A 19,479-nucleotide genomic window follows, 5' to 3' on the forward strand; every position below is an offset into this window, starting at 1 on the left:
GCGTATACAAATTCATCATAAACCACTTAATGGTTATTTTCAATCACTTTATAAGAGTATAAAATAAACATATAAATTGCATATATTCTGTATGTTACAAACGAGGCTATCATGAGTAAAAGTTTTGAGCAACTCGGTTGCAGTAAAATCAATATTGGACTTGCCATTACGGGCAAGCGTGAAGACGGATATCACGATATCGACTCTATCTTCCAATCCATTCGCCTTAGCGACTCCATTTATTTTGCGAAGCATCATTCCGTAGTTTTCTCCGGTGGCGCTCCAGAATTACCTGAGTATATGCAAAAATTAGTTACTTATGGTGAAGAAAATCTTGCCCTCAAAGCATTACGAGCAGTCCAAGAATATACCGGCTGCAAAGCAGGAGCTGCCATTCACCTATTAAAACGGGTACCTATTCAAGCCGGTCTTGGCGGTGGTAGTGCTGATGCGGCTGCTATGTTAGTAGGTCTCAATCGATTCTGGGACTTACGACTCACCCAAGAGGAACTTTTACAAATCGGTGCTACTCTTGGATCCGATGTGCCATTCCTATTGCAAGGTGGTACAGCACGTGGCACAGGGCGTGGCGAAATATTAACGTACGGAAAATCCCCTGCGCCACATTGGCTATTGCTAGTGAAGCCTAAGGTTTCTGTATCTACAGGGGCTGCTTATGGACGCTTCAATGGTAAATCAGTGGCAACAAAGCAAACCATAGATGCCGTCCACAATCACTTAGAAAACAATGACTTAAAATCTGCTTTCCTTGCTAGTGCTAATACATTTGAAGAACTACTCTTCCCTGACCACGAAGAACTTGTCATTTGTAAAGAATTCTTCACTAGTCGTGAATATCCAACGATTATGACCGGTAGTGGTCCTACAATGGTGGTATTGCTGGATAAACCAATGGAAGCATTACAACTGCAAGAAGAGATCAAAGCAGCAGGCCATGATTGGCTATCGCTCATTACAAAAACATGTACACAGGAGGACTTACCATGACAAAACGGTTACAACCAATACGCTTAGATGCGTATAAACCTCTACGCGAAGTCGTAAGTGAAACATTACGTCAAGCCATTCAAGACGGCGTGTTAAAACCAGGCGAACGCCTTATGGAAATTCCTCTAGCTGAAGAACTCGGTGTGAGCCGTACACCAATTCGCGAAGCCATTCGTAAGCTTGAGCTCGAAGGTTTTGTTGTCATGGTTCCTCGCCGTGGTACATATGTAGCCAATATATCGTTAAAGGATATTACTCAAGTATTTGAAATTCGGTCTGCCCTAGAAGAACTCGCAGCAGGCCTTGCTGCCGAACGCATAACCGAAGAGGAAATCGAAACACTAGAACGAATGCTCGTAGCGATCGGCGACCATATGGAGAATAAAGATATGGAGTCCGTCGTAACAGCAGACGTAGAATTCCATGAAGTACTATATCGTGCATCTCGTAACGAACGTTTAGCAGATATCGTACACAACTTGCGGGAGCAAACCTATCGATTCCGTAGCTTCTCTATGAATCAACCGGGCCGACTAAGAAAGACATGGGAAGAGCACCGTCAATTGGTGGAGGCCATTGCTTCACATAATGCTACTCAAGCTCGTAAGTTGGCAAGAATTCACATGGAACATTCCGAACAAACCTTATTACAAGGCATGGAGGAATCACCGGAATTCACTAAAGCTTAAAGAAACATCTTAGTTGCTATACAATAATAAACTATTAATAAAATCCTTCACTCTTGTGAGGGATTTTGTTTTACATAGTCTATAGAAATTGATACAATATTATTAATAATTATAAGAATTCTTTTTATGAGAAAGGAGCGTTTTTATGGAAGCAATGCTCAATGATGCTATTTCTACCATTAATGGCTATTTATGGAGTTATTTCATCATCTTTATCCTCATCGGCGCAGGTCTCTTCTTTACGATGACAACGAATTTTGTACAAATTCGTATGATCAAAGAAATGGTTCGCCTCGTAATCAATGGTGCAGGTAGTTCTACAGAAAAAAATCATGTATCCTCATTCCAAGCATTCTGTGTTAGTACCGCATCTCGTGTAGGTGTTGGTAATATCGCAGGTATTGCGATTGCTGTTGTACTCGGTGGTCCTGGTGCTATTTTCTGGATGTGGGTTATCGCTCTTATTGGTGCTGCTACAGGTTTCATCGAATCTACATTAGCACAAATCTACAAAGAACCTGTTGCTAAAGGCGGCTTTTACGGCGGCCCAGCATACTATATTCGCTATGGCTTAAACAACAAAGCATTATCTGTTTTATTTGCAATTTTGATCAGTATTACATACGGTTGGATTTACAACTCTGTACAAGCTAATACATTAGCTGCATCTCTTCAAGTATTCAACTTTGATGTATCCTATACAGGCGCTGTAGTAGCAATACTTCTTGGCCTCATTATTTTTGGTGGTATTCATCGCGTTGCAAAAGCATCTGAAATCATCGTTCCTATCATGGCGGTTTTATATATTGCTACTGCATTATTCGTAGTCATTATGAATATCACTCAATTCCCACATGTAATCTATACTATTATCTCCTCTGCTTTTGAACCAGTAGCAGCAGGTGGTGGCTTATTAGGTGCTACTGTAATGAATGGTATTAAACGTGGTCTATTCTCCAACGAAGCCGGTGAAGGTTCTGTGCCTAATGCAGCGGCTACTGCGGCTGTTAACCATCCTGTTGAACAAGGTCTTGTACAAGCATTTGGTGTATTCCTTGATACTTTCATCATTTGTACAGCTTCAGCATTCATTGTACTCATGGTTGGCGACTATAGCACAACAGGTTTAACTGGTGTTGCTCTAGTACAACATAATCTAGAACAACAACTTGGTTCTTGGGCTCCAACAGCGGTAGCAATCTTTATCGTAATGTTCTCCTTCAGTTCCTTAATTGGTAACTATTACTACGGCGAAATTAATATTAGCCACTTAACAGAAAAGAAATTCTATCTTCATTTATTCCGTATTGGTGTAATAATCATGACATTCGTAGGCTCTATTGCCTCCCTTGATCTAGTATGGAATTTAGCCGATTTATTCATGGCCTTCTTAGTATTAACTAATATTAGTTCCATCGTACGTATGGGACGTACTGCAGGTCTTGCTCTTGATGACTATATCAAACAACGCAAGGCAGGCATCGAAACACCTGTATTTAACCGTTCTGTTCTTAATCATTCATACGGTATCGTATGGTGGGGTGACGGTCAAACTACAGACTCTTCTGTACCTCCTACTCCAGTGGAAGATACAATGGAAAAATAAAATATATTCTCTTATGAGACCGGTGAAAGTATCTTTCATCGGTCTCTTTTTATTTTTTGTAAAAGTATCCATTTATAGTGTAAAAACTACGATTTACCTCTAACTCCAGGAGTGACTATAATCACAGTAAATATCTATATTCTATACACTTTTCAAGCATTAAAAACTATAGAATATAGTTATAAAATTATAAAGGGTATTATGTATACAACGTCGAATACTACAGTATGTCTAAAATTAGCAAAACTTAATTTACTCTTATATACAGGAGGTTATTATGAGTGGTTATAATCCTTATGAAAACATGCTAAATACGTTAGATGTAGCAGCAGAAAAGCTCGGTTATTCTCGTAGTGAGTACGAAGTATTACGTCATCCTGAACGAGAACTAAAAGTAGCTGTACCTCTTCAACTAGACAATGGTGAAGTTCGCGTATATGAAGGTTACCGTTGCCAACACTCCACATTACGTGGTAGCGCTAAAGGTGGTCTTCGCTTCCATCCTGACTCCGACGAAAACGAAGTTCGTGCATTGGCAGCTTGGATGACTATTAAAAATGCTATCGCTAATATTCCTTATGGCGGTGGTAAAGGCGGTATCAAGGTTGATCCTAAAACATTGAACCCTCGCGAATTAGAACGCTTGACTCGTAACTTTGTACGTCGTATTGCTCCTATCATTGGCGTAAATACTGACGTGCCTGCACCAGACGTAAATACAAACGCCCAAATCATGAGCTGGATTGCTGATGAATACAGCACATTAAAAGGCGAATGGAGCCCTGGTATCGTTACTGGTAAACCTATTGAAGTAGGCGGATCCTTAGGTCGTAATGAAGCAACTGGTCGCGGCTGTCTCATCGCATTACAAAGTTACTTAGCTAAGAAAAACTTAGACATTAAAAACCTTACTGTAGCAGTTCAAGGCTTCGGTAACGTAGGTTCCGTAGGTGCTCGTCTCATTGCGCAAGCAGGCGCTAAAGTTGTTGCTATCGGCGACGTAAGCGTTAACATCTACAATCCTAACGGTATTGATGTGGAAAAAGCATACGAATATGCTAACTCCCATGGTCGTTCCCTTGAAGGTTACAGCGAGCCAGGTATGACTACAATTGGTGCGCAAGAATTATTGGCTCAACCAGTTGATGTATTGTACATGGCAGCTCTTGAAAACCAATTGAACAAAGACAACATGGAAAACATCCAAGCTAAAATCATCTTGGAAGGTGCTAATGGCCCTACTACTAATGATGCAGACAAATACTTCTATGAAAAAGGTATCGACATCATTCCTGACGTTCTTGCAAACGGCGGCGGCGTAGTTGTATCCTACTATGAATGGGTACAAAACAAAGCAAGCTTCTACTGGACTGAAGAAGAAGTTAATGAACGCTTAACTAAAAATATGCAAAATAGTTTTGAAGCAGTTTGGGAAATGCAACATAAATACAATGTACCACCTCGTCAAGCAGCGTACATGGTTGCCCTTGAACGCCTCGTAGTAGAAACTAAATGGCGCGGCTACAACTGCTAATACTTTCAACCTCCATAACATTTAGCCATAAAAAAGGCGTAAGCTCATATCGAGCTTACGCCTTTTTGTTTCACTATAATTTTTTTATTTGAAAGCACCTAATAAAGCAGCCATGCTAGGACGGCTGATCAATGCTTTCACCAAAACAGAGCCAAGCACTGCTGGAATTGTTTGACCTACGATGAGGTTCAATACCAATGGCCAGTATGGAAGGCCAAGTAATGGGCTGAGCCATAACGGTACACATAATGCTGGAACAAAGATAATAGGCAAAATTGCCCACCAAGCACTAAGGCCAAGCTTACGCATACCTACGATTATACCTGTTGTTAAGATGCCAACACCAAAGCCACCTACCATATCGAGGATACCGAGACCACCGAATAGGAAATTAGAAATGAGGTTACCAATCCCCATTGGAATTACCAAAAACGGAAAGGCATAAGCAAGTGCATATAATGATGTTGCTATACGAATTTGATACGCTCCGAAAGAAACGCTTTGCGTTAAATATAGTACGACGATGTACAATGCCACAACCATGGCAGAAATAGTCAATTTACGTGTAGTAATCATAACACTCACCTCCTCAAAATAAAAAAGCATGGCAAAACTACCATGCTATAAATGCTTATGAATTTCCGTAGTTTTGTTTAGAGACAGGATGGTTTCAAACTGTCTTATTTAGTTGTCGCCTTTAGGCAGTTCTAATATTAACATATATCTAATATTTTCGCAATCAATTTGGTTGTAGGCGGACTTATATGTAAATCTACTATTAGTGTTAAGTTGGTAAGGACGGGGTGTCAGGAGATACCTTTCCTCATCGCTCCACTGGCTATACGGTCATCGGCCTAGGGCCTCGACCTGCCAAAGTCGCTCTTTGAAAAGGTATCTCCTGCCACTGCGAATTTAGCAAATCAACGTTACGTATATTAGTAATTCTAAAGGCCGCTTTAACTTAGCATCCCCCAAATGATAAATAATACGAAGTATATTACTCATCAAAGCGCCTCAACTAGTCTAAGCCAGTTGAGGAGAGTTAGCGACGTAGAAGTCCGCCTCAAGGCAAACATGGTATCTTATCTACTAGTTTATATGCAAAGTAATCACCTAAATGGCGGCTACTAATATAATCCAGTTTTGGTGGGTGTAGAGAAGTTCTATTATTGTGCTGGGTCTTCGACGCCGTTGGCGCGGAATGCTTCGGCTCTATCGATACAGGTGCCGCAGTGTCCGCATGGTTTGTCGTCGCCTTCGTAGCAGGACCATGTTAGGTGGTATGGTACGCCGAGTCGTAGGCCTTCTTTTACGACGTCTGCTTTGTTATGGTTGATGAATGGTGCTTCTAAGGAGCATTCTTTGCCGGATCCTTCGAAGATAGCATCGCCCATAGATTTATAGAAGTGTTCTGTACAGTCTGGGTATGCGTTACCAGCCGCATCATCGCTATGGGCACCGTAGTAGATATAGCCACAGTCTAGAGATAAGGCTAAGGAAGCCGCCGCAGATAGGAAAAGACCATTTCTAAATGGCACATAGGTGCTAACCGTACCTTCCCCTTCTGCTTCTTGTTGTTCCTTGTATGAACCTTGAGGTATTTCCTCTGTGGATTGGGTCAATAAAGAGCAATTGCTGAAAGCAAACAATTTAGTGACATCCATCGTTTTACCTTCAACTCCATAATAAGCGAGAATAGATGCAGCAGCCTCTAGTTCTTTACTATGTTTTTGACCATATTGAATGGATAACGGCACTATATTGTCTTTACCAAATCTTTCAATAGCTAGCGCTAAACATGTAGTACTATCTACCCCACCGCTGAATAAGACAACAGCCTTTTGTTTTTGAGCCATAAGGTCTCCTTTCACCTATTATAACAGCCCCATCCTAAGATGAGGCTGTAGATTATACTTTCAATATATTATAAATCGATATCTAATTCTACTGGGCAGTGATCAGAGCCAAAGATTTGTTGGTGAATTTTAGCTTCTTGAATTTTGTCGTCAAGACGTTTAGAGGTGATGAAATAGTCAATTCTCCATCCTGTATTCCTCTCACGAGCTTTGCCCATGTAGGACCACCAGCTGTATTCTTCAATAGCATCTGGATAAAGATGACGGAATGTGTCTGTAAAACCAGCACCTAACAGTTCTGTCATTTTAGCCCGTTCTTCGTCGGAGAAGCCTGCATTTTTACGGTTTGTCTTAGGATTTTTAAGGTCGATTTCTTGGTGAGCTACGTTAAGGTCACCACATAGAATGACTGGTTTTTTCTTATCTAATTCAAGCAAATAGTTACGGAATGCATCTTCCCAAGTCATACGGTACTCAAGACGAGCCAATTCACGTTGGCTATTTGGCGTATAGCAGCATACTAAATAGAAATTATCATATTCAGCAGTAATAACACGGCCCTCTTGATCATGTTCTTCAATGCCAATACCGTTAGTTACGGACAACGGTTTAATACGCGTGAATACAGCCGTACCACTATAGCCTTTTTTCACAGCGCTATTCCAGTATTGCTCATAGCCTGGCAATTCCAAAGAAATTTGATCAGGTTGCAATTTTGTTTCTTGTAAACAGAAAATATCCGCATCTAGTTCGTTAAAGGATTCCATAAATCCTTTTGTTACAGCGGCACGAAGGCCGTTTACATTCCAAGAAATTAATTTCACTGCTTACTCCTTATTCTAATAGTGCTTTTACATACTAATATAATTTGTGAAAGCCTCTATTTCAACATTTTCCTTATATTTCAAAAATATTCTTATTTATACTAGCAATTATAGTATGTTATACAGTTCAGCCAGAAAGTTGTACATTACTATTGTTTGTGTTTCTTTGCATGTCTTGCTTCCGCACGAGCCTTTCGAGCGTTTTCGTTTGCTTTAAGATCACTTTCACGTTTTTCACGGAAATAATTAGCTATGGAAGATAAAACAAGAATTACCAACACCGTAACATTAAACATGCCGGGCCCGAAGGTATAGATGTGATAACACAAATAACCAAACGCAACAAGGGTTAGTAGATGTTTTAATATTTTCATTTGCCCTCCTGTATTATCGTAATGTTTCTACACCAGTCTTAAGTGGGAAACCGTCATAGGTTACCCAATCACTAGAGCTACCAACATATAAAGCCGATTCAAGCCCTACTTCGCTCATAGTTAACAGCGCATTACAAGCGGTTACCCCTGAGCCACAGTAAGTCACAACAGGTCTATTTTGGTAGATTTCATTATAGTACTCGGCTTCTAAATCTTTTACAGACTTAGGCCCATCTACGGTATAACCACTTTCATAAAAATGATTAACAGCACCAGGAATGTGACCAGTCATGCCATCCATCGTATCTACTTGAGACCCATCGTAGCGGAACGGCGCACGAGCATCAATGATAACATGATCGCCGCTTTCACTAGCCTTGAGAACCTCATCTCGACTCATAACCATGTGAGTTTGCAATTCATAATTAAAAACTGTTGGTTCTGTAGGTAATGGAGTAGGATCCTTAGTAAGAACATGACCTTCTTTAACCCAACGTTCAATACCTCCCGACAATACGCGCACATCAGATAACCCCATATAGCGCAACGTCCACCAAAGGCGGCCCGCCAAGAAAAGCCAAGAGTCGTATACGACAACCTTGGAATCACGAGTGATACCATAAGACTCGAACGTATGAGCCAACTGCTCCATATCTGGCAACGGATGACGACCACCATGCTCGCCCAAAGGACCTGTTAAATCCTTATCCAAATCCACCGGGTAAGACCCTTTAATATGGCCTTTTTTATAATCTTGATAACCTCGAGCATCTAAAATAATGACCTCGTCGAGACAAGCTAATAATTCTTTAGGAGTGATAAAATTTGACATATTGTACTCCTTTCATTGATTATATCGAAAAATACAAATTTGATAATATTATTATATACCGATATGTAGCTATGGACAATGAATATCAAAATATAATTTAAACAATACGCTAATATGTTCTAATAGCTCTTTCACATCACAAATATCCTATCCATACAAATAAAAGGTATGCCTATATTACATTATAGGCATACCCATATATAACTTGATGTATTTTAATTATAAAAGAAAAGAATTTCCACAGTGTAATTAAAAGTTAACTTTATAATATTGTTTAAATGCCTTTACTGAGATAATATATCCACTTGAAGTTGCATCAACTTTACTTTTTCCAGCCGCCTTAATTGGATTTCCAGAGTATATCTCCTTCCCATTAAAGTCATAAATAGCACTAACTTTAAGGCTATTTACAATTCCCGAATCTTTTAACTTTGATTTTTTTACTGTAGACTTAACCTTTTCTGAATTATACGGCATTTTTGCTAAGTTATTCCTTTTTATTATGCCTTCTATGGACTTATTATAATCATAATCGGCTATAACATTGCCTTCACCAATATACTTATCTTTCTTATCAACTGTATATACCTTAAATTTTAAAGTATATTTTGGAGGGTTATAAAGTGTACTTTGTATAGAGTTTAAATCGAGATACACATCAACACTACTGCTATGCCGCTCACGCCAAAACTGTGGTGAATTTTGTAATTCACCTAAAGAAATAGCAAAGCTTGCACTAGAAATACATACAAAAGCAACAATCAAAGTAAACAATCTAGTTAGACGTAACAACATAAATTATCCTCTCTCAACACTAAAGAAAAGGAGCTCTAATCTAGAGCTCCTTTATTAGATAGCATCAATCTTTTGAAGCTCCTCACATAACAAAACTAGAGTTTATACTAACACTAATAATTATAAACGTTTAGAGATCGCATCTACTGCATCAATATCAGCAGGTAACCAATCTACTGAGTATAAATTCTCTTTTGAAAGCCATTTTGCCGCTTCATGTTCTAATAGAGTAATATCAGAGTCATTTACTAAAGAACATAAATAACAATGCATTGTTAAATCAAACTTCTCATACCCTGTATATTCAATAGTAATAATATGTTCCAGAACGGTAATCTCGGCTTCTAGTTCTTCATGTATTTCTCTTTTGAGTGCTACCTCGTGAGCTTCGCCAGGCTCAACCTTACCACCTGGAAACTCCCAACCATCTTTTAGATCACCATAACCACGTTGAGTAGCTAATATAGTATTATCTTTTTTGATAATTGCTGCTACAACTTCAATATGTTTTCGTTCTTCACTCATATATCCTTACCCATTAATAATATAATCATAAATATCATCCCGTACAGGCACTTCAAGTTGATACTCTAGCTCTACTGCCATAGTACCATTTGCCATAAAGATTTCTTTAGCTCGTTCTCGTCCTGTAGAATGAATAGGACCTAAATAGTAAAACTCTTTAGACTCTTCATCATCCTTATTCTTTCTCATAAATAAGTGCATAGAAACACCTAAGGCATCAGCATTAAATGCAGTCTGCACATCATCAGAAGAAAATGATCGTTTATTTTTAGAAATAGCTTTCAATAATCCTGGATTTTCAAATCTATCTTCATACTTAATAGTATCTTGAATATCATCTGCTTTATGATAATTGATGAATACAGGATATGTCTTTGTTTCCTTATGGAATTTATATCCCCCAATATTCAATGGCACTTCATTTTGAGGCCATTCTAATAATTGGCACACTTGTTCATAGGTATACTTTTCATATAAAGCAAAAGGAGTATTCGGATAAATCTTACCTTTATATTTATTATCAAACTGTTTCAAACCATAGTTAACAAGTTCTTGCACTTGCTCTTTAAAGTTACTATTTTCTAATGCATCTTTAAATGCTTGAGATATTCCATAACGACCATTAGATAATTCAATAAATACACTATCTTCAAATGTTTTTTGTGCCGCTTTCACACCGAATTGATTTGTCATAACATTAATGAGATTAATTCGCCCATGCTCAGATAATTCTACATTATATGTATTTAAAAGCTCATTAGATACATATGTAATAACATCCTGCTTTTCTTCTAATAATGCTTGTAATACTAATAGCTCTCGTACACGTATTCCTGTTGTTAGTTTTTGAGATATAAAATGTAACATCCGTTCCTGAATAGGTGTAAATGATACATCATAGTCTTTATCTTTAATTTTTATCAAGAAATTATGATAAGACTTAAATTTATTGAAAATCCGACTAATATCAATAGATCCATGCTCTGCAAAATCAGAAATTCTAGGAATACGGCCTAATTTAAAGCGCAAATTAAAATAGGCTTCTTTTATTAATTTCATATCAGAAAACTTTGCTGTATCAATAGATTCATAAATACGTTGTTTCGCAATTTTATCAAAATGTACTGTTGAGCTACCAGGGATAATACGATTACCTGCTTGTACATATCGACGCAATGTATCTTTGTTATAACTTCTATCACCAGATAGTGCCAAGGGAATCATAAAGTTATTTGTATAGTTTCCAATAAAATCAAGGATAACTACATATTCCTTATCTTCAAACTTACGAAGTCCACGCCCTAACTGTTGAATAAAAATTATTGGGCTTTCAGTTTGACGTAACATAATAACTTGATTGATTTCAGGTATATCAACGCCTTCATTAAATATATCTACAGTAAAGATATAATCTAACTGCTCATCAAGTCTACCTTGATACTCCCCAGTTCCTGTTAATCGAGCGATCGTTTTCTCTCTAATTTCTTGGCTATCCTCACCCGTCAAGCGTACCGTGCGATAAATTCCCCGCTCATTAAAAGCGTCAGATAAAGCCTTTGCTTCAACGCGATTACTGCAGAATACCAGGCCTTTTACTCGACTACCACTATGTCCAAAGTAGCGAATCTTTTCAATAATTTTATCTACACGCTCCTTTGTTGATAAATTAGAAAAAGTAACCTCCATATCACCAATCGGTTCGTCTGTATCAACCCATAAGTCACTAATACCAAAATAGTGGAATGGACACAATAAATCTTCCTCTAGAGCCTGTTGTAATCGAATTTCATAAATAATATTATGATCAAAGAGCTCATATAAATCATAACCATCAGTCCGCTCCGGACTTGCAGTCATACCTAATAGAAACTGTGGTTTAAAATAGTCGATAATACGTTGATAACTTTCAGAGCCTGCACGATGTACTTCGTCAATAATAATACAATCAAAAGTTTTTGGATCGTATTGTTTCATTACATCATAACGCCCCATCATTTGCATTGTAGAAAATACATGGGTAGCATCATATTTTTTAACATTACCAGATACTAACCCAAACGTTATAGATGGATCATTATAAACCCGTGAAAAACTTGCCATTGCTTGTTTTGCTATTTGTTCTCGATGCACTATAAATAATATTCTTTTCGGATTCATTTCGCGCATCGCAAAAGCCGCTGCATAGGTTTTCCCCGTCCCCGTAGCAGAAATTAGAAGTCCTCGTTTAGCATGATTCGCTCTTAATTCATTAAAGTTGGCAATAAACTGCTGTTGCATCATATTAGGTTCTAAGGCCGGTAAATCTACCTTCTTAAATTGTTCCGCTACAGACCTTTGTGAAAAACGCTCTGGACGAACCCATCTAGGCTTATACCAAGGTATAAACTCTTCATAAGGAATGGCAAATTTTGAATTCCAATACAGTTCAAATTCCTCATTAATCTCTCGAGCATAAGTATCGCTACCATGTACTTCAGAACGGGTATTCCACTCTCTATTGCTCTTTAGCGCATTAATAGTTAAATTAGAACTACCTATTATAATTTGATAGGATTCATCTTTCCTAAAAATATATCCCTTTGTGTGAAAACCATGTCCACTACCTTGAGTAGTACAATATACCTTCAAATCAATATTCTTTAGATTACCTAAATCTTCTAGAACTTGTGGACTATTAAAACCAAGATAATCTGTTGTTAATATGCGACCATGTACGCCTCGATTTTCTAACTCTTTAAGTATTGGCTTTAATGTTAGTAATCCTTCTGGTGTTATAAATGCTACAGATATTAAAAACTCATCACAATTACGCAAGCCATCTTCTATAGCAGATAGCACATTGCGCCCTTCCCCATTTGCTATGAGTTCTGAAGATGTAGCAAAGTTGAGCAAACGATTCGATTCTGACATAAAAAACTCCCCATATAATGAATACTATACTTGCTATTATACCAGCCGCAGCTGTAGCGTCTAGAGAAATATATTTTTATGCAGAATAGCTTATTTATGTGAAAGCCTTTTAAGGCTATCCCTCTACAAATCATTAATTACAAATATTAATACATGTTCACATAACATAATTTCATCTATTACTTATGATTCTCCGCTCTATACGTCTTTTTTGGTACTTAAGTTTATGATATAATATAACTAATTACTCTTAGGGGCGTAGTCCGCCCAAACGGATCCAAAAAGAGTTAGTGTGTTTTCAAGGAGCGTGCGCAGTTGAAAAAGGGGTACATCAAGTTAATAGCAGCCGTTATACTTGGCATCGCTATTATCGGTGGTGGGATCTACGGGGTGTATACACTCTTGTCATCCAATACAACGACAATTTTATATCGATCAACCGTTGACGACAAGATCAACGCTATCCGACCTTATATCGTCGCATTAGACTCATATAACGCGTACAGTGTAGCCTATGCAAATCAATTACAACCAACTCTTGAAGAGTTACGTAATGGGTCCCATAACACGACGATTACATTACCTAAATACAAAGATCTTAAAACAGCATTAGAGGCTGCAAAGCAAGATAGCCCTACTCCATACGAAGATGTAAATCAATCAACTAATGATGTATTAGCAGTGCTAGATCAATTGATACCTGTTGCGGATCAATTGCAAGCCTACTATGTAGAACGTCGTTTTGAAAAAGATAATTTCAAAGGTAGCGATGAGTTAGCGGCACAGTATGTACCTCTAGCTGAACAATTCTACGCTACATACAACGCTTTAGATTTAGCCTTAGATAATCGTAATAATGAGCTCTATACAGAACGCATGACTGAATATCAAGGTGAAAAACGTGAAAATGCAGTTAACTTCATCGAGTTAAATCTCATGACTGCCCAAACAATCGATCTTATCGATCCAGATGGAAATACGGATACCCAAAAGGTTGAAGCAAACTTGCAACAAATCACGCAACGCATCAACAAATTACAACCTGGTACAACATCAGAAACGCAAAACGCAGTTCGCGAGTATCAAGATTCTGTAAAAGAATTTGTCGCAGAGGCTCGCAACTATATCATCATCAATTCTTCCTACGGCGAAGCATATACACAACTTTTTATAAAATATAACAAAATGGTTGGTAAAGCAAATGTCGTAAATATGGCAGAACTTGATGCAACAGAGCAAAAGAAAAAATAACTAACTACACAAAGAGGACTAGCCATGGCTAGTCCTCTTTTGATATATCTACAACTACTTTAAATTATATTAACAAGTTTCATTACTATAAGTTTATATAATAAAATTATTTCCGTTTTAAGTCTTTCGTAATGATATAGTATTCAGATGGAGATATCTTAATACCATCGATATGGTTATTCCCTACAATATTAATCTTAGGATATCCAAGGAAGAGTGCTATCGAATCATCTAGCATCAATTGTTGTGCATTGATCACCGCATTACGACGCACCAGTGGATCGTTAGCGCTTTCACCAAGAGCTAACAATTCATCGAAACGTGGATTAGAGAATCCAGAGCCGTTTGCATCACTACCTGTCCCCCAGTATTGTTTCAAGAACCATACAGGTTGGCCAGTATTAGCAGTAACTACACTAGAGATGAGCATATCGTAATCTCCAGATTGCGCCAATGTATCGATCACAGCATAGTCTACGATCTTAATTTGTAAATCTACACCAATTTTCTTATAGTCCGCTTGTAATGCCTCTGCATATAATGGCAATTCAGGGCGAGATGTATAGGCATAGAAATCAAGAACTAGGTTTTCACCATCTTTATCTACAATACCATCACCATTTGTATCAATATAACCTTCACGTTTAAGTAATTCTTTAGCACGTTCAACATTATATGTATTAGGGTCCCGCAATTGATTGAATCCATAATCAATGGACGGTGGCAATGGAGCCTTACCGGCAACAAAGGTATCCTTCATAAGGTTCTTTGCATAGGACTCACGGTCTGCTCCGGCAATAAGGGCAGCTCGAAGATTAGCATTCTTAAGCTTGCCTTTTTGGCTCATCCGAACGAATACATCACGTAAGGATGATTCTTCATAAATAGTAAATTTCTTATCGTTTTGGAAGATACCATATTCGCCAGGTCCAATGCTAACGGCCATATCTACATCACCCGCTTGCAATGCCATAGCTCGTGTATTGGCATCGTTAATAGATGGAATTTCAACCTTACCGAAGCCTGGCTTGCCATCCCAGTAGTTATCATTCCGTGCTAGCTCAGCACGCTCTTTTGTAAATGATGTCACTACATAAGGCCCAGTCCCAATAGGACCTTCCTTTGCTATATCACGACCACTTGCCTCAGCAGTTACATCCATAATAAGGAACAATGGATCCCCCAACAAGTTTGGCAAATTATAATAAGGTTTATCAGTCTTAATTGTAAGCTCTTGACCATTAGCCGTCATTTCAGTGTAATTAAAGAATGTTTTTGCCCGTTTACTCTTCGCAAAGGTTCGTTCCAAAGACGCCTTTACGGCCTCAGCAGTAAGGGCATTACCATTAGAGAACTTAACCTTATCGTTGATGGTAAAAGTCCAGGTCAGCTTGTCATCACTTTGTTTCCAAGATGATGCCAACCATGGTTTAGCATTCATATGATCATCAAACTTGGTGAGTGTTTCGCCAACACCGTACCGTACAACAGCCCAGCTAAAATAGTTTTCTGTTGGTTCCAAGGTACCCGCAAAGCTAATTGCCCCTACCTTTAATACATCATTAGATGAATCGGAGGATTGATTTATGCAGCCTACAGTACCAAGGACCGTAACACCCAGCATCATGCTAATCAGTAATGCCTTACGTAATCCTTTCATTCACACACCTAACCTTTCTCTATATGTATATCACTTCATATGAGCATATTCCAATTATACCCATGGGGGTATGTTACTTAGTCAACTATACTATATATTTAGTGTTAACACAATCATTTCTAAGAAAATTTTCGATATAATTATATATATGAGAAAATCTGTATAGATACGTAACATACAAAAATAGCAGTTAGCTCTAAAGCTAACTGCTATTATATATGTACCTATTGTATTTTACCCATATTAGTAGGCGAATCCTCTAGTCGAATACACTAGGCGATCGCTACAATGAGAAGTCGGATACGTTGTGTCAAAGTCCTATGCTTCTACAGCCGCTTCTTCTAAAGTAAGTGGCTTATGATCTTGGCCAATTTCAAAGATGGAGCTCAATAGAACTTTTGTATAAGGATGCTTCGCATCAGCTAAGTGAAATGCATCTAGCTCTTCAACAATAGCGCCTTTGTGCATTACGACCACCTTGTGGCACATAGTACGAATGAACGCAATATCATGAGCGATAAATAGGTATGTTAAATTTTTCTTCTTTTGTAAACGCGCCAACAAATAGGCAATGGAGTCTTGTACGGATACGTCTAGAGCACTAGTAGCCTCGTCTAATACGAGAATTTCAGGCTCTAATACGATAGCACGAGCAATGGCAACACGTTGACGTTGTCCACCAGACATTTCATGAGGATAGCGATTCATGAACTCACGAGGTAAATCTACCATTTCAAGATAATCACCAGCAATCTGTTCTTCTTTTCCTTTTTCTAGAAGACCAAAGTTGTATAGTGGCTCAAGAATAATATCTTTTACCTTCATACGCGGATTGAAGGCTGCAGATGGATCTTGGAATACCATTTGAATTTTCTTGCGGTATTCTTTTGTTTGCTCAGAGTTCATATGTTGAATCTCTACACCATCTACATAAATCTCGCCTTCTGTAATAGGCAGCATCTTCATGATCATACGAACCAAAGTCGTTTTACCAGAGCCAGACTCACCTACAATCCCAAGGGACTCGCCTTTTTCTAAGGTAATATTGATATCCTTACATGCTTCGAGCTCACCACCAGTAGGAAGTGGGAATCGTTTATATACATTTTTTAATTCTACAGCGTAGTTAGTCAATGTAACGACCTCCTCCCAATGTTGGTACAGCATCTTTTAATTGTTTCGTATATTCATTAGATGGATTTTCTAAAATATCTTGCGGTGTGCCAGCATCAACAACACGACCCTTTTTCATAACAATGATATAGTCGGACATATAGGCCGCTACACCAAGGTTATGCGTAACCATTACGATAGCAGAATTATGCTCTTTAGCAAGTTCTAGCATTTGCATAACAACTTGTGATTGTGTTGTTACATCTAAAGCAGATGTAGGTTCATCACCAATTAATAACGCAGGATCCATCGCTAATGCCATAGCAATGCCCACACGTTGGCGTTGACCACCAGATAATTCGTGAGGATAACGACATAATATATCTGCCCCATTAGGAAGAGAAACAGATTCTAATAGCTCAATTGCTCGTCGATCACATTCATCATTGGTAATTTCCACATGAGATTTAAATAATTCTCTAAACTGTTTACCAATGCGAACTATTGGGTCTAAAGCACTACCACTATCTTGGAAAATCATGGCCATATCTTTACCACGTATGGCTCTCCATTCTGACTTAGATAGGGTGCGAAGATCTTGACCATTAAAGATCATGGTACCATCTGTGACCTCACCACCTACAGGCAATAAACCCATGAGGGCCCGGATCACGGTAGTTTTACCGGATCCGGATTCCCCTACAATGGTCAATACCTTACCGCGTTCCAAGGTAAAGTTTACATCCATAACAGCAGGCACACCTTGGTACGCGATGTTAAGGTTCTCTACAGTTAGTATGTTTTCTGCCATTATAGCTCCTTATTATTTTGTAATTTTATTAGTAATCCAGTAGTAGTCACTTGGGTACATGACAGCACCTTTCAAGTAAGAACCAGTAACGATATTAGTTTTAGGGTAACCTAAGAACAATGCAGCACCATCATTCATCAATAATTGTTGAATTTGAATTGCATAGTCACGACGTTTTGCAGGATCGAATTCAGTTTCAGCAGCATCTAACAATTGGTCAACTTGTGGATTGGAGTAACCAGAACCGTTTTGAGGGTTGGAACCATTGTTATTAGTGTGCCAGTAGTTAGCTAAGAACCAGATTGGATCACCTGTATTAGCAGTTACGATGTTGGAGATAAGCATATCATAGTCGCCATCTTGACCCATTTTATCGATCAAGTTATAGTCAACTGTTTTAATTTTCATGTCAATACCAACTTTTTTGAGGTCAGCTTGAACAGCTTCTGCATAAAGTGGTAATTCAGCACGAGAATTATATACTACGAAGTTGAATGTTAATGGTTTGCCATCTTTATCAAGGATGCCATCGCCATCAGTATCTTTCCAACCATCTTCGGCTAACAATTGTTTTGCACGATCAGGATTATAGGCATTAGGATCTTTCAAATCTTTGAAACCATAGTCCATGGATGGTGGAATTGGAGCAGAACCAGGAATGAATGTACCTTTTAACAATACATCAGCATAGTTTTTGCGGTCTGTGGCAGAGATAACAGCAGCACGAACTTTGTCATCACCAAGAATCCCTTTTTGGTTAATACGAGCCAATACTACGCGAAGGGATGCAATTTCATCAACCTTAAACTTATCGTTATTTTGGAATAAGCCGATTTCACCAGGACCGATGTTAACCGCCATATCAACATCGCCAGATTGCAAGCTCATAGCACGCGTATTAGGATCGTCGATAGAAGGAATTTCCACAGTTTTGAAAGGTACTGTACCATCCCAGTAATTTTCGTTGGCCGCCATTTCAGCACGTTCTTTTGTGAAAGATTTAACTACGTATGGACCTGTACCGATAGGACCTTCTTTAGCAAAGTTACGGCCATCTTTTTCAGCTTGGACATCAACAATTAAGAATAATGGGTCAGCCAAAAGGCCAGGCATATTAGGATATTCTTTTGTTGTATGAATAACTAATTGTTGACCATTAGCTTCCATAGAGTCATATTCGAAGAATGTTTTCGCACGATTGGATTTTTCAAAAGCTCGTTCGATAGATGCTTTAACAGCTGCAGCATCAACTTTTTTACCATTGGAGAATTTCACTTTGTCATTGATTGTGAAAGTCCAAGTTTTATGGTCTGGAGATACTTCCCATTTTGATGCAATCCAAGGTTGTGGTTTCATTTGTTCATCAAACTTCGCCAATGTTTCGCCTACACCATAACGCATGACAACCCAAGCGAAGAAGTTTTCAGTAGGTTCTAATGTGGATGCGAAGTTAGTTACACCAACTTTTAAAACATCCTTATTAGCAGCACCATTATTATTAGAGCCGCAACCAGCGATAAAGGACCCCATCATTACAATGCTAAGACCTGCTAAGAGGGCTTTTTTCCAAGATTTTTTCATTTAAAATCTCCTTATTAACACAATATACAAAGCTTATATATCATTATTATGCCGCAAAGGCCTAATAAAGATTCCAAAAACTAAGATTAACCTTGATTTTTAGGATCCAC

General features: G+C 38.3%; 17 protein-coding genes. 5 read left to right on the forward strand and 12 right to left on the reverse strand.

The genetic code is table 11. The annotated features are described in order from the left end of the window. The first annotated feature begins 111 nt into the window (after positions 1-111). The 4 genes from ispE (at position 112) to QZR70_RS00845 (ending at position 4,837) form a co-directional block, all read left to right on the forward strand. A complete protein-coding gene (ispE, locus tag QZR70_RS00830) occupies positions 112-1,008 on the forward strand; it encodes a 4-(cytidine 5'-diphospho)-2-C-methyl-D-erythritol kinase (protein ID WP_295792411.1) in 897 nt (298 codons plus the stop codon). Then, the gene (locus tag QZR70_RS00835) at positions 1,005-1,697 is read left to right on the forward strand and encodes a GntR family transcriptional regulator (protein ID WP_024065887.1); all 693 of its coding nucleotides are present in this window, start codon (positions 1,005-1,007) and stop codon (positions 1,695-1,697) included. Before ispE ends, QZR70_RS00835 begins: the two co-directional genes overlap by 4 nt. A 145-nt stretch (positions 1,698-1,842) precedes the next feature. Continuing rightward, complete coding sequence (locus QZR70_RS00840) at positions 1,843-3,303, forward strand: sodium:alanine symporter family protein (protein WP_295792413.1); 1,461 nt, start codon at positions 1,843-1,845, stop codon at positions 3,301-3,303. A gap of 277 nt (positions 3,304-3,580) precedes the next feature. Then, complete coding sequence (locus tag QZR70_RS00845; RefSeq protein WP_005385406.1) at positions 3,581-4,837, forward strand: Glu/Leu/Phe/Val dehydrogenase; 1,257 nt, start codon at positions 3,581-3,583, stop codon at positions 4,835-4,837. Positions 4,838-4,921: 84 nt separating this feature from the next. Here QZR70_RS00845 and QZR70_RS00850 read toward each other — a convergent pair whose 3' ends face one another. The 8 genes from QZR70_RS00850 to QZR70_RS00885 form a co-directional block, all read right to left on the reverse strand. Continuing rightward, positions 4,922-5,413 carry a QueT transporter family protein gene (locus QZR70_RS00850; RefSeq protein WP_119208972.1) on the reverse strand — a complete coding sequence of 164 codons (492 nt, stop codon included), beginning with the start codon at positions 5,411-5,413 and terminating at the stop codon, positions 4,922-4,924. A 590-nt stretch (positions 5,414-6,003) separates the two neighbouring features. Next, on the reverse strand, positions 6,004-6,693 hold the full coding sequence (queC, locus tag QZR70_RS00855) for a 7-cyano-7-deazaguanine synthase QueC (protein WP_295792415.1): 690 nt from the start codon (positions 6,691-6,693) through the stop codon (positions 6,004-6,006). 68 nt (positions 6,694-6,761) lie between these two features. After that, a complete protein-coding gene (locus tag QZR70_RS00860; protein WP_054748264.1) occupies positions 6,762-7,517 on the reverse strand; it encodes an exodeoxyribonuclease III in 756 nt (251 codons plus the stop codon). Positions 7,518-7,666: 149 nt separating this feature from the next. After that, positions 7,667-7,813 carry a hypothetical protein gene (locus tag QZR70_RS00865; RefSeq protein WP_241567136.1) on the reverse strand — a complete coding sequence of 49 codons (147 nt, stop codon included), beginning with the start codon at positions 7,811-7,813 and terminating at the stop codon, positions 7,667-7,669. Between the two features lie 91 nt (positions 7,814-7,904). Further along, positions 7,905-8,723 (reverse strand): sulfurtransferase, encoded by an 819-nt coding sequence (locus QZR70_RS00870; RefSeq protein ID WP_295792418.1) that lies wholly within the window; start codon positions 8,721-8,723, stop codon positions 7,905-7,907. Between the two features lie 249 nt (positions 8,724-8,972). Further along, the gene (locus tag QZR70_RS00875; protein ID WP_295792419.1) at positions 8,973-9,518 is read right to left on the reverse strand and encodes a hypothetical protein; all 546 of its coding nucleotides are present in this window, start codon (positions 9,516-9,518) and stop codon (positions 8,973-8,975) included. 120 nt (positions 9,519-9,638) lie between these two features. Then, entirely contained in the window at positions 9,639-10,043 is a 405-nt protein-coding gene (locus QZR70_RS00880; protein ID WP_105084958.1) for a (deoxy)nucleoside triphosphate pyrophosphohydrolase, read from the reverse strand. Positions 10,044-10,049: 6 nt separating this feature from the next. Next, positions 10,050-12,953 (reverse strand): DUF3427 domain-containing protein, encoded by a 2,904-nt coding sequence (locus QZR70_RS00885; protein ID WP_295792421.1) that lies wholly within the window; start codon positions 12,951-12,953, stop codon positions 10,050-10,052. 315 nt (positions 12,954-13,268) lie between these two features. On the opposite strand from QZR70_RS00885, the gene QZR70_RS00890 reads away from it, so the two are divergent. Beyond that, a complete protein-coding gene (locus QZR70_RS00890) occupies positions 13,269-14,204 on the forward strand; it encodes a DUF3829 domain-containing protein (protein ID WP_105084960.1) in 936 nt (311 codons plus the stop codon). A 106-nt stretch (positions 14,205-14,310) separates the two neighbouring features. On the opposite strand, the gene QZR70_RS00895 is transcribed toward QZR70_RS00890, so the two are convergent. The 4 genes from QZR70_RS00895 to QZR70_RS00910 all read right to left on the reverse strand — a co-directional run bounded on the left by QZR70_RS00895 (position 14,311) and on the right by QZR70_RS00910 (position 19,369). Then, the gene (locus tag QZR70_RS00895) at positions 14,311-15,864 is read right to left on the reverse strand and encodes an ABC transporter substrate-binding protein (RefSeq protein ID WP_295792424.1); all 1,554 of its coding nucleotides are present in this window, start codon (positions 15,862-15,864) and stop codon (positions 14,311-14,313) included. Between the two features lie 318 nt (positions 15,865-16,182). After that, positions 16,183-16,998, reverse strand: a complete 816-nt coding sequence (locus QZR70_RS00900; RefSeq protein ID WP_295792427.1) for an ABC transporter ATP-binding protein — start codon at positions 16,996-16,998, stop codon at positions 16,183-16,185. Further along, positions 16,991-17,788, reverse strand: a complete 798-nt coding sequence (locus tag QZR70_RS00905; protein ID WP_295792431.1) for an ABC transporter ATP-binding protein — start codon at positions 17,786-17,788, stop codon at positions 16,991-16,993. The genes QZR70_RS00900 and QZR70_RS00905 overlap by 8 nt, the downstream gene beginning before the upstream one ends. Positions 17,789-17,800: 12 nt before the next feature. Continuing rightward, positions 17,801-19,369, reverse strand: coding sequence for an ABC transporter substrate-binding protein (locus QZR70_RS00910; RefSeq protein ID WP_295792432.1), 1,569 nt, complete (start codon positions 19,367-19,369; stop codon positions 17,801-17,803). Positions 19,370-19,479: the final 110 nt, after the last annotated feature.

It is taken from the genome of uncultured Veillonella sp. (genome assembly GCF_900545205.1).
Classification (GTDB): Bacteria; Bacillota; Negativicutes; order Veillonellales; family Veillonellaceae; genus Veillonella.